The following is a 12,187-nucleotide window of genomic DNA, read 5'->3' on the forward strand; positions in this document are numbered from 1 at the left end:
AATACTCTGGTACCTCATGGTGCACCGGCAGATGAGAGAGCATGTGCGCTGTTTGCACATCTGAAGGAACTTGGATTTAAATGCTGTTTTCTGTCAAACAACCAGTACGAGAGAGTTTCTTCTTTTAATGATGCGATAGGAGCGCAGTTTATCGAGAATGCACACAAGCCTTCAACAAAAAATTATATCAGGGCAATGGAACTTCTTGGGACAGACAGAAGTAATACAGTTTTTATAGGAGATCAGCTCTTTACTGATATATATGGTGCGAAACGCACAGGAATCCGGAATATTCTGGTGAAACCACTCAATCCGAAAGAAGAGATTCAGATCGTACTGAAACGATATCTTGAAAGAATTGTACTATATTTTTACCGCAAAGAGGAGGGGAATTCATGAACCATATTGTTATCATAGGATTTATGGGTTCAGGTAAGACAAGAGTAGGAAAACGGCTGGCAAAAGATTTCAATCTTCCTTTTGTAGACGTTGACCGCGTAGTATCAAAGAAGATGAACCTTACAATGAAAGAAATCTTTGACAGATTCGGAGAACCATTTTACAGAGCTCTTGAGACAACTGTGATCAAGGCACTGATCGATGATCCGGAACAGAAGATTATTTCTCTGGGGTCCGGTCTTCCGATGCAGGAACAGAATGCAAAATATATTAAAAAACTGGGAACTATAGTATATTTGAAGGGATCTTATGCAACGTTGAAGAAGAGACTGGAAAATTCCAGCAGCAATCCTCTGATCGAGGGAGAAGACAAAGAAGATAAGATCAGAAAACTTCTTAAACAGCGCGATCCGGTTTATGCGAAGTTTGCAGATGTTGAGATGATCACAGGAGATAAGCCGTTTGAGGATCTGATTGCTCAGCTTGAAGAAAAATTAAAAACATGTGTAAAAAATAGTTGAAAAAAACAGCAGAATATTATAAAATTAAATAAGAGTGTGTCACAAAACTGAGAAAAGCATGAGAGGGACACACACTTTGAACGGCTGTTGTTGTCAAAAGACACAGCATTGCTGAACTGTACTATTAAGGAGGAAATATAACTATGATTTCAGCAGGTGATTTCAAAAACGGTATCACACTTGAAATTGACGGAAACGTATGTCAGATCGTTGAATTCCAGCACGTAAAACCAGGAAAGGGTGCTGCTTTCGTAAGAACAAAATACAAAAACATTATTACAGGAGCAGTTCTTGAGAAATCTTTCCGTCCAACAGAGAAATTCCCGGCTGCACGTATTGAGCGTGTAGATATGCAGTATCTGTATGATGATGGTGATCTGTACTACTTCATGAACGTAGAGACATACGATCAGGTTGGTCTTACAAAAGATCAGGTTGGAGATTCTCTTAAATTCGTTAAAGAGAACGAGATGGTTAAGATCTGTTCCCACAACGGAAATGTATTTGCTATTGAGCCTCCTCTGTTCGTAGAACTTGAAGTTACTGAGACAGAGCCGGGATTTGCCGGAAATACAGCACAGGGTGCTACAAAACCGGCTACTGTAGAAACAGGTGCACAGGTTCAGGTTCCGCTGTTCGTTAACCAGGGCGACAAACTGAAAATCGATACAAGAACAGGAGAATATCTTTCTCGAGTATAATCAGGATGAAACCAGTTGTTTGTTTTGTCTGATCGACAGATGTAAAGAGATAAAAACTGCCATCGGTAAGATCCGGTGGCAGTTTTTTATCTCTGATTGAAAATAGGAGAAAAAAATATGGAATATGTAACACTTGGAAAAACCGGTCTCAGGGTTTCCAGAATGGGCCTTGGCGGGATACCGATCCAGAAAATTGATGCGGAAGGAACAAAGACACTGCTGCATAAGCTGGCAGACCGGGGAGTAAATTATATTGATACAGCCAGAGGATATACGGTCAGTGAAGAATATCTGGGATATGCACTGGAAGGTATCAGGGACAGATTTATAATTGCCACAAAGTCCATGGCACGTACAAAGGAAGCTATGGCTGAAGATATTGAGAAGAGTCTTCATAATCTTCGTACAGATCATATTGAATTATACCAGGTGCATAATCCGAGTATGGAACAGCTTGATCAGGTGCAGGCGGCCGGTGGTGCCCTTGAAGCACTGCAGGAGGCAAGAGCAGCAGGAAAAATCGAACATATTGGTCTGACCGCTCATTCTGTGGAGGTTTTTGCCCGGGCTCTGGAGCTTGACTGGGTGGAAACTATTATGTTTCCATATAATATTGTAGAGAGTCAGGGGGAAGAGCTGATCTCAAAATGTGAGGAGAAAAACATCGGCTTTATTGATATGAAACCTCTGGCCGGTGGTGCAATTGAAAATGGAACGCTGGCATTGCGTTATGTCTGTTCGAATAAGAACGTTACTATTGTGATCCCGGGAATGGCGGAAGAGAAGGAAATCGAGGAGAATATAAAGGCCTGTCTTGATGATTCCCCGTTAAGCGAGAAAGAACTGGAGGAAGTTCAGACAGTACGGAATCAGCTTGGCACAAATTTCTGCCGCAGATGTAATTACTGTGCTCCATGCAGTGTGGGAATCGATATTTCGGGTGTGTTCCTGTTCGCAGGCTATCTTAATCGTTACGGGCTGGGAGACTGGGCAAGAAACCGTTACAGTTCTCTTGCGGTGAAGGCTTCCGCCTGTATAGAATGCGGCAAATGTGAAACCAGATGTCCGTACCATCTGCCAATCCGCGAAATGCTGAAAGAATGTGCACAACAGTTTGGTGAATAAAAAACATCCACAGGGAATTACCCTGTGGATGTTTTTTATGGAGATGGTGTGTCTTTTTTTGTTCAAAAGAAAGTGGGACAATTGGTAACAGATGATGATATCATCATTAAAATCCTTTGGCGCCATAAAGAATACCAGATGTGTTTTGGTAATCAAACTATCGGATGTGCCATGGAACAAGCACAATAAAAAGTTGGTAAAATCCCATATAGAAGGGATGTATTACCAACTTTTTTAGATTTTACAGGATATTAATTTCTGAGAAATCAATAGATAAATCTTCGTAAATTCCAGCTTTTACAGTATCAGTGAACGAATATTCTTCAATGGAATAATCATGATTAAAGTTGTATACTGTAATTCTGTTTTTTGCGATATCTACGATCCAGTATTCCCGGACACCTGCGGAATGGTATTTGAAAAGTTTCAGGAGATAATCCATTTTTCTGCTTGCAGGCGATACAATTTCAATAATCCAGTCTGGTGCGCCTTTACATCCTTTATCATCAAGTTTGTTTGGATCACAAATCACAGATATATCTGGTTCGACATAAGTATTATTTATTTCATCAAGATATACGGCGAATGGTGCAGGAAGCACTTCGCAAGTTCCTTTGTGCTGTTTTATATAATTACGGATGATAGCGGAAAGCTCCATGACGAGTTTCTGATGTTTGTACGATGGTGGTGCCATATAATAGATGTGTCCGTCAATCAGTTCAGCTCTTTCGCCATCTGGCAGAGCATAAATATCTTCAATGGTATAAGATTCTTCTTTGAGTAAAGCCATACGATCACGCTCCTTTTTGATTATATTATAGTGGATTTACATAAAATATTCAACACTGACCATCTGGCAGCAACTCTTTTTTATATTTGTAATTTGCTACTGTCACAGGTCATTGTACACCAGAATCTATTTCTGAATGTGCTCGTTATAAATGTGAACAGGCAAAAATTCCGGTTAAAAGTATACATGCTATTCGCAGGACTTTAAATTCACGTATCGGGAAAGAGATCACCATCATTGTATTGACATCCTATGAATTCAGCGAAATTGAAGAGGAAGCAAAGGCTGCAGGTGTAGATGCTTTTATTGCAAAACCGCTGTTCCGTTCCCGGCTGACGGCTACACTGCGGCAGTTTACTTCAGGAAGAAAAGAAAAAACAGCAAGAAATTATCTGGAGGAGCTGTCAGAATCAGACTACACGGGAAAAAGGATTCTGTTAGTTGAGGATAATGAGTTAAACAGAGAAATTGGTGTTGAAATTTTGCAGATGACAGGGGCAGAAGTGGAAACAGCAGAAAATGGAAAAATCGCAGTTGAAAAAGTGGAAGCTTCTCCGAAAGGTTCGTATGATCTTATTTTTATGGATATCCAAATGCCTGTCATGAATGGTTATGAGGCAACTGCAGCAATCAGGAGCCTTCCGGGTGAAAAGGGAAAACTGCCTATTGTTGCCATGACTGCCAATGCTTTTGCAGAAGATGTACAACTGGCCAAAAATACAGGCATGAATGGGCATATCGCAAAACCGCTGGATATGAATAAGCTGAAAAATGTTCTGGAAAGCTGGCTGTAACTGACTTTTATGTGATTACAAAACGTATTACTAGGAACAGAGTGAACAGTAACATACATACCTTTGAACAGTAATGATTTCTTTTGCAGAGTTGATTTAGAAAAGGGCAGTATGATATTATATATATAGTTGAATGCAAACATATGTAAAAAATAATCAAAGAGGGATAAGACAAATGATAAAATTACAGCTTCATGAAAACTGGCAGTTGTGCAATATCAGACAACTGGACTGGATTCCGGCACAGATTCCGGGGGATATTTATGCGGCACTTCTTAAGACCGGAAAGATGCCGGATCCGTTCTTTGGGGATAATGAATATCAGGCGAAAGCACTGATGGAGGAGGATTATGAATACAGAACGGTATTTAATTATGAAGAAGCGCAGTTTAAAGATTGTCAGGAAGTGATCCTGAGATTTGACGGGATTGATACGATTGCGGACATCTATCTGAATGGATGTTGTCTTGGAAAAGTTGATAACATGCACAGAATCTGGGAATTCCCGGTAGGAGAGCTGCTTGAAAACGGCAAAAATACCTTACGCGTTATCATTCGCTCTCCGTTGAAGTTCATGGCAGAGGCATTTAAGAAATATAAAAACAGGGGAAATGAAGACACAATTGAGGGATTTATGCATCTGCGCAAAGCTCACTATATGTGTGGCTGGGACTGGGGTGCATGTCTGCCGGATGGAGGTATCTTCCGTCCTGTAACACTTCTGGGAATTGAAACTGCCAGACTGGACAGCGTGTATATCCGTCAGGTACATAAGGATGGCAAAGTCCTGCTGGTTCCGGAAGTAGATGTGGAGACTGTTGATGAGGAAGAGAGCGAAGCAGATGGGTATGAAGGTGCACAGGCACTGGAATATCAGGTGACTGTAACTGCACCGAATGGAACAAAAACCATATGGGATGACTGTCCGGATGAAATGGAGATTGAAAATCCGCAGCTCTGGTGGCCAAATGGACTGGGAGAACAGCCGTTATATCAGGTGCAGGTAGACCTGAAAGCCGGAGATAAGATTGTAGACACCTGGTGCAGAAAAATCGGTCTCCGTGCGCTGACCATGCATAGAGAGAAAGACCAGTGGGGCGAGAGCTTTGCTCATGAAGTAAACGGTTATCAGGTCTTTGCCATGGGCGCTGACTATATCCCTGAGGACAATCTTCTTCCCGGCAGAGAACATCCAGAGAACGTACCAGAGAATTACTTCTTCAGTGCAAGAGAGCGAACTTTAATACAGTACGTGTCTGGGGCGGCGGCTATTATCCTGAGGACTGGTTCTTTGATCTCTGTGATGAACTGGGGCTGATGGTATGGCAGGACTTTATGTTTGCATGCTCTGTCTATGAATTGACACCGGAGTTTGAGGCAAATATCCGTCAGGAATTTATTGATAATATCAAACGTCTCCGTCATCATGCATCCCTTGCCCTGTGGTGCGGAAACAATGAGATGGAAATGTTTGTAAAGCAGGGCACCTGGGTGACAAAGCCGACAGAAATGAGAGATTATCTGTTTATGTATGAGCGCATTATTCCGGAAGTTCTCAGCGAATACGACCCGGATACCTTCTCTACTGGCCTGCAAGCCCGTCATCAGGCGGTTCCTTTGATGAACCCAATGATCCGAACCGTGGAGATGTGCATTACTGGGAAGTATGGCATGGCAATAAGCCATTTTCAGAATATCGTAAATATTTCTTCAGATATGCATCTGAGTTTGGTTTTCAGTCATTCCCGTCTGTAAAAACGCTTGAAACAGTAACAGATGATCCGAAAGAATTGAATCCATTTTCTTATGTGATGGAGAAACATCAGAGAAATTACGGAGGAAATGGAAAAATTGCCAAATACATGCAGGCAGCATACCGTTATCCTGAGAACTTCAGCGATTTTGTTTATGCATCTCAGCTTCTCCAGGCAGATGGAATCCGATATGGAGTCGAGCATTACCGCAGAAACCGGGGACGTTGTATGGGTGCAATCTACTGGCAGTTAAATGACTGTTGGCCGGTTATTTCCTGGTCATCCATTGATTATTACGGACGCTGGAAAGCGCTTCATTATTATGCGAAGAGATTCTTTGCGCCTGTAATGCTTTCCTGTGAAGAACAGAGCTGGATGACAGTGGAAGCGGATATGAACCGTCAGCATTTTGAATTTGAAAAATCCATCCGTCTGAATGTGACCAATGAAACGCTGGATGCTCACAGGGTTCTGGTGAAATGGGCAGTGCGAAAGACAGATGCCACAATTCTGAGGGAGGAAGAACAGTGGCTGGAAGTACCGGTATTGTCTGCTGTATGGATGGATAAGGTCGAACTTCCCCAGATTGACTGTTTTAATGAATATGTAAGTTATGAGGCATGGGAAAATGGTCAGATTATTTCTCAGGGAACTGTGATTTTTTCCTATCCGAAATACTTCCACTATCTGAATCCCGGACTGGCTGTGCGCGTAGACGGAGATGAGATAGTTGTTAAGGCAGAAGCATATGCAAAGAGTGTGGAAATCCGGAATGAGAATGATGACCTGATTCTTGAAGATAATTATTTTGACATGAATGCAGGAGAATACAGAGTGAAGATACTCGATGGAAAGCCGGATGGACTGAAAGTGCGCAGTGTTTATGATATATAACCTTTATTCATAGTAGTATTTATGGCAGTTTGCGACGAAATTCTGTATAGTAATCCTCTTATATACATAATTTACGAAGAGGGCTATAGAAGGAAACTATAGCAATTCTATAAATTACTGCAAACAATCCAGTCCATCAGAGCGTGAAGTGCTGTGTCAGATATCTTTGCCGTGCGTCAGCACGCCTGCAGGTATCTTCCTTGTCCTTCGCATTCTGCTGAACTGTCTTGATTGCATTATTTTATGGAATTGCTATAAGATAAAAAATAAGAACCATCACACATTTTATGAAATGATGATGGTTCTTATTTTAGAGGAATTAAGGGAAAAAAGAAAAAAGTTAAAAAGAAGTACAGATGTTGCTTTACATAATATGCATTCGATAGCCGATGAAAGCATAAGGGTTGCAGAGGTCGCCCATAATTCCCATCAGATATTAGAAGATTTAGATGCAGAATTTGAGTCACAGTCAGGCTTAAAGGGGAATGATATAAAGTTTCTGTTTGCGGCTGTGGGATTACAATTGGCAAGGATTGTCATTGTAAATGAGCTGACAAAGACGGAAGCAGCCGGATCACAAAATCGGAATGAGACAAAGCTGCACGAATTCCAGGAAAAACTGTTGAAGAGATTTAATACAGGCGGTCCTGTACATGAAAGGCCGTACTATGCTTCTATGGAACATATCATCACGAAAGCCGGAGTTCCTTATGATGCTACGGCCGGATTGACGGATGGGGCACTGGCAGGACTATTGAAAAAATGCAGGACCTGGGATTTTGACATATCAAATATGATCCCTGATGAAAAGCTTTTCCTGTTCAAGGGAGCGAATCACAGATTTGCAACCTTAGGGCACGATCCGATCCTGGGGTTGATCTTTGGCACGGGGAATATTATGACAAATACGATCACCTGTGTTAAAACGCCTGCCTTTCTCTCCGGTATTCCTGTGCTGACAACCAATCATGTAGTGTATACTTCCGACTTTAAAGATCCAAGGATCGCTACGTATGGATCAACGGCAGTAATGCTGCAGCAGGCTGCTGAAAGGACAAAAGATCAGCCGGGTGCATTTATTGTATCTCTGATCAAGCAGCTTATCCATATTGGAACGGATTTCTACACCCCATGCGGGATACAGATCCCGGGTGCTAATCTTATCCTTTCCAATACACAGGTAGAGAAGCTGACAGGTTATATCAGTTCAGGAGACATATTCAAGGTTGGAACGTCCGCAAAACTGGCTGATTTGATAAATCTTCTGATCAGTACTCTGCATATGCTGATGTATGATCCATCCATGAATGTCTCCCGCAATCTGTATAGTGCCAGGACAAGGAAGATTGTCTTGTATTCTAATATGATCGCAACCGGGAGCAATGTTATATGGGTTGGCAGCAATATGTACGCTGGGAATGAAGATGCCATCAGACAGCTTGATATCGGAGGTTTGATCGTGACAGTACAAAGGCTGATAAACGATACGGAATATATCCGCCGGATAAAGGAAGAATTTGTTTTTGGCGGATTTAACAAAAAGATCCAGGGTTCTGGATTGGAATTGGAGGATATATCATGGGATTAAAGCGTGGATTATGGAGAAGTACCGGTATAGGAAGAACCATCGATACAGTAAAAAACATAGTAGATGAAGGCAGTATTTCCGGTGGCGTAAAAAGGATGATAAAAGAGGACTTGACGGAAGACAATCCGCTCGAAAAGATGATCTATGACAGCGGCAGGTATGACGGAAAAAAAGAAGGATATGAAGAAGCTTCTGCTGAATATGAGCATAAGCTGATAGAACAGGCAGACCTCTTCCTGAAACAGACAAGAGTTTTTGAAGAGGAAAGAGATGAATATGAAAAGCTGTTGGATGAATACGATAAGGAAATAGAGTTGCTGGAAAACAAAGCTGATAAAACAGATAGGGAGAATAAATACCTGCAGGAATTGTTATTGAAGGAAAGAAAGTTGATACAGTTAATTCCAGAGGATGAAGATGAAACATGAATTACGGCTCTGCCGGCGGACTGCACGATACTGCGACATATCTGACATTAAAAATGGATATTGTGTTACTGCTCAAAGGTTAGCTGGACTTAGAAGAACCGATAGTGAAGACTGATAACAGTGATATTGTCTTTTGGAAGAGAATTTTCTCCCAGAGGGAATTAATTTTCTCCCAAAATCACCATATAATTGGGAGAAAGAAGGAAAGCCTATGAGAGACTTTAACTACCACAAACTGGCAGAGAGAACGTGGGATAATGAAATCCTCTCTTATCTTGCTCAGATACATGAGCATAAATCAAATAACTGGATGATGCACTTGCAAGGTATTTGAGACAAATGCCAAATGAGGATCCGGGATCAACTTGTAATATGACCGGAAATGTTATTTTCGCTTTTAATTGCAAATGGAGTCAACCAACTCGGTCATTGAATGGCCGAGGATCCTTGCTTGTATGTCCTGGAAACAGTAAATCGGTTTCTCTCCGCGGAAGCCTCTATCCGGTAACTAAATATTGGGAAAAGAGGAGCTTTTTTCCGCGGAGAAAAGAAATTATAGCTTTGTGCAGACAAGCTTGCAAACTAGGAAGATACAAGTCAGGTACCGGATAATCATAAGGAAATGAAGTCTGTAAAGGATTTTTCTGACAGCGTCAGGTACAGAGATTTTTCCGCGGATATAGTATGATTTTTTCGGCATAATATATGGGTATGCAGGGATGTAGGGCTTTATTTATCCGCGGATATATCCAGTCCGGATTATCAGTGAGAGATCTGCATTGCGGTCAAGGAAATAAAAGAAGCTGTCGGCGTTTTGTCGGCGGATTTTCAATTATACGGAGGATTGGAAGTCCGCTGGTATGGAGATGTCAAGTGGAATCCTCTCCGCGGAGAAGGAGCGTGTCAGATAAATTGACAACAGGAATGGAACCAAGCTGAAATATAAAAAAAGTAACTATAAAAGTTTGGTAAAGACAGGAATATCCGCGGAAGATGCTGTGGAGTGGATTGAAGCAGATGATTTTGAGCTGCTTAATAGTATTGCATTTATCATAGCAAAAAAAGACGATACGAACATTTCAGGAATTTGAGAGATTTAAAAAGTTACAGATTGACACCTGCTGTCAACCAAAGCTACAATTCATGGTGTTGAGCGCGCTTATCAATGAATTTGTGATAAGAAAGGATGTAGTTTTCATGAACGGATTAAAATTTATAAGAACAAGGTGCAATATGTCTTTAAATGAGTTAGCAGACATTCTGGATGTAAGCCGGCAACAGGTAAGTGCATGGGAAAACGGTGTAAAGACTATTTCTCAGAAAAGATTACGCCAGTTATCAGAGTATTTTGGTGTAGATGAAAAATTTTTTCTGGATATATCAGAGGATGATAAAGAGTTTATTGTTTCCAAAGCCCTGTACCGTCGTCAGGACAATGAAAAAGAGGTATATTGTTTTGTAAAACAGGGAGAGATGGCAGATGACTTCAAGTATAGACCGTTTTCGTATCCTGATTTTGAGGAATCCTTAGATGAACATATGATTCGTGCGAAGAGGAAGAAAAAAGATACAATAGAGGGAATACAAGAGGCAATGGGATATTTTGGCAAGCCGAATAAGATTATTGAGGAGATTTCTGCAATTAATCGTGGCTGCAAGGTTTATGATGCACTTACAAAATATTTGAGACAAATGCCAAATGAGGATCCGGGATCAATTATTTTGTATTATAATATGGCCAGAAATGTTCTTTTTTCGCTTTTGATTGCAAATGGATTGATGAGCCAAGAAGAACTTGAAAAGGAATTTAGATATAGTATTGGAAGTAAACTATATGATGACATGGAATGGATCTATGAAATAGCTGACATTTTCAAAAAGAGATATGATGATAAAGTGAAGTTGATCGAAGAAATAAGATCAAATTTAAAATAATAAGTAAAAATGTTCATAGTTGAGATGTCAGAAAATCATGGATATTCTTATGCTTTTTATTGCTGGAGAAAATCGTCAAAAATGAAATATATAAAAGTTGGGAGTCTGCTGGTATTGTGCTGGCAGACTTTCTTTGATCCTGAAAACAGGAAATTGGATTCTCTCCGCGGAAACTTTTATTCGGTAACTAAGTATTTGGAAAAGAGGAGCTTTTTTCCGCGGATATGATAAAATAATAGTTACAATGTATCCCAAGGAACTGTCAGGCGGAATGAAACAGGGAGTGGCTATTGCCAGAGCTTGTTCAGCACATCCGGAAGTGCTTTTGTTGAATGAACCTTTCAGTGCACTGGATGCGCAGACGAGGATTAAGCTTCAGTCGGGACTTCTGGATGCATGGGAGCAGGAAAAAAATTATAAAGAAGTAGCAAAACTGGTTAATTTATTACATGAAAATTGTTTCCACTTAGGATAAAGAACTGAATCAGTCGGAAATTGACTGTCTGCTGGTACAGAGTACATCCTATTCGCCAAAAGCACTTCTGGAAAAAGGTATGCAGGAACAAACTCTGGAACTGATTCGTTCTTATCTGGAAGAAAACAAATGGATTTTTCTCAGCAGCAATGAGATTGCCAGCAAAGTAAATCTTTCCAGGATTACCGTTCGCAGATATATGAATTATCTGGTGGAGAACAGGGAGATTATCAGCCAGATCGATTACTCTACAGGAGAGGAGACTGCTCTTCTGTAAAATATCAGAAGAACTGAAAAAATATGAGGCTTTATAAAATATACATGCTATAATAGGATCATCTGAATAATTCGTAAAGGAGACGAAAAGCTATGAACAGCATTTTTCACAGAATCAGTGTAAGAAAATATGAAGATAAACCAGTAGAAAAAGAAAAAATCATGGAAATCCTGAAGGCGGGAATGCAGGCGCCAAGTGCATGTAACCAGCAGCCATGGGAATTTTATGTGGTAACAGACAAAGAAAAAATCCAGAAATTATCCAAAGTAACACCATACACCGGCTGTGCAGCAGGGGCACCTGCAGTAATCGTACCGGTCTATCATACAGAAGGACTTGTTGCACCATCTTTTGCACAGATTGACATGTCTATTGCCCAAGAGAATATCTGGCTGGAAACAGATACTCTTGGTCTGGGTGGAGTATGGTTTGGCATTGCTCCGGTAGAAGAACACATGGAAAAAGTTCACAGACTTCTGGATCTTCCGGAAAATGTAAAAGTTTTT

The 12,187-nt window shown here is 40.8% G+C and carries 16 protein-coding genes and 1 pseudogene; 16 read left to right on the forward strand and 1 reads right to left on the reverse strand.

Features of this window, described 5'->3' with window-relative positions; translation table 11 throughout:
- From AC075L_RS17305 to AC075L_RS17325, 5 genes are all read left to right on the forward strand, one after another.
- On the forward strand, window positions 1–399 hold a 399-nt coding region (locus tag AC075L_RS17305), incomplete at its 5' end, for a YqeG family HAD IIIA-type phosphatase (RefSeq protein ID WP_476387939.1).
- Window positions 396–920, forward strand: a complete 525-nt coding sequence (locus AC075L_RS17310; RefSeq protein ID WP_022381300.1) for a shikimate kinase — start codon at window positions 396–398, stop codon at window positions 918–920. The genes AC075L_RS17305 and AC075L_RS17310, both read left to right, overlap by 4 nt.
- 143 nt (window positions 921–1,063) lie before the next feature.
- Window positions 1,064–1,621 carry an elongation factor P gene (gene efp / locus AC075L_RS17315; RefSeq protein WP_008703519.1) on the forward strand — a complete coding sequence of 186 codons (558 nt, stop codon included), beginning with the start codon at window positions 1,064–1,066 and terminating at the stop codon, window positions 1,619–1,621.
- Between the two features lie 117 nt (window positions 1,622–1,738).
- Complete coding sequence (locus tag AC075L_RS17320) at window positions 1,739–2,746, forward strand: aldo/keto reductase (protein WP_055053629.1); 1,008 nt, start codon at window positions 1,739–1,741, stop codon at window positions 2,744–2,746.
- Between the two features lie 24 nt (window positions 2,747–2,770).
- Window positions 2,771–2,935: a hypothetical protein gene (locus tag AC075L_RS17325; RefSeq protein WP_173700890.1), complete on the forward strand. Its 165-nt coding sequence runs from the start codon at window positions 2,771–2,773 to the stop codon at window positions 2,933–2,935.
- A 52-nt stretch (window positions 2,936–2,987) separates the two neighbouring features.
- Here AC075L_RS17325 and AC075L_RS17330 read toward each other — a convergent pair whose 3' ends face one another.
- Window positions 2,988–3,536 (reverse strand): Uma2 family endonuclease, encoded by a 549-nt coding sequence (locus tag AC075L_RS17330; protein WP_055053630.1) that lies wholly within the window; start codon window positions 3,534–3,536, stop codon window positions 2,988–2,990.
- Window positions 3,537–3,778: 242 nt separating this feature from the next.
- On the opposite strand from AC075L_RS17330, the gene AC075L_RS17335 reads away from it, so the two are divergent.
- The 11 genes and pseudogenes from AC075L_RS17335 to AC075L_RS17385 all read left to right on the forward strand — a co-directional run.
- Window positions 3,779–4,330 carry a response regulator gene (locus AC075L_RS17335; RefSeq protein ID WP_243097011.1) on the forward strand — a complete coding sequence of 184 codons (552 nt, stop codon included), beginning with the start codon at window positions 3,779–3,781 and terminating at the stop codon, window positions 4,328–4,330.
- 175 nt (window positions 4,331–4,505) lie between these two features.
- A complete protein-coding gene (locus tag AC075L_RS17340; protein ID WP_476387940.1) occupies window positions 4,506–5,648 on the forward strand; it encodes a glycosyl hydrolase 2 galactose-binding domain-containing protein in 1,143 nt (380 codons plus the stop codon).
- A gap of 17 nt (window positions 5,649–5,665) precedes the next feature.
- Window positions 5,666–6,085, forward strand: a complete 420-nt coding sequence (locus tag AC075L_RS17345; protein WP_476387941.1) for a hypothetical protein — start codon at window positions 5,666–5,668, stop codon at window positions 6,083–6,085.
- Window positions 5,980–6,978, forward strand: coding sequence for a glycoside hydrolase family 2 protein (locus tag AC075L_RS17350; protein ID WP_476387942.1), 999 nt, complete (start codon window positions 5,980–5,982; stop codon window positions 6,976–6,978). Before AC075L_RS17345 ends, AC075L_RS17350 begins: the two co-directional genes overlap by 106 nt.
- Before the next feature lie 373 nt (window positions 6,979–7,351).
- On the forward strand, window positions 7,352–8,566 hold the full coding sequence (locus tag AC075L_RS17355) for a hypothetical protein (RefSeq protein WP_147420710.1): 1,215 nt from the start codon (window positions 7,352–7,354) through the stop codon (window positions 8,564–8,566).
- Entirely contained in the window at window positions 8,557–8,994 is a 438-nt protein-coding gene (locus AC075L_RS17360; protein ID WP_476387943.1) for a hypothetical protein, read from the forward strand. Before AC075L_RS17355 ends, AC075L_RS17360 begins: the two co-directional genes overlap by 10 nt.
- 211 nt (window positions 8,995–9,205) lie before the next feature.
- Window positions 9,206–9,328 carry a hypothetical protein gene (locus AC075L_RS17365; RefSeq protein WP_256281107.1) on the forward strand — a complete coding sequence of 41 codons (123 nt, stop codon included), beginning with the start codon at window positions 9,206–9,208 and terminating at the stop codon, window positions 9,326–9,328.
- A gap of 863 nt (window positions 9,329–10,191) precedes the next feature.
- Window positions 10,192–10,929: a helix-turn-helix domain-containing protein gene (locus tag AC075L_RS17370; RefSeq protein ID WP_055053634.1), complete on the forward strand. Its 738-nt coding sequence runs from the start codon at window positions 10,192–10,194 to the stop codon at window positions 10,927–10,929.
- A 238-nt stretch (window positions 10,930–11,167) separates the two neighbouring features.
- Window positions 11,168–11,341: pseudogene (locus tag AC075L_RS17375) on the forward strand (ATP-binding cassette domain-containing protein); the annotation flags it as partial.
- A gap of 142 nt (window positions 11,342–11,483) precedes the next feature.
- Window positions 11,484–11,681, forward strand: a complete 198-nt coding sequence (locus AC075L_RS17380) for a response regulator (protein ID WP_055200425.1) — start codon at window positions 11,484–11,486, stop codon at window positions 11,679–11,681.
- A gap of 92 nt (window positions 11,682–11,773) precedes the next feature.
- Window positions 11,774–12,187 (forward strand): nitroreductase family protein (locus AC075L_RS17385; RefSeq protein WP_476387944.1); only part of this gene is annotated, 414 nt, incomplete at its 3' end.

This window comes from Blautia sp. ZXY-1-B12, assembly GCF_056339915.1.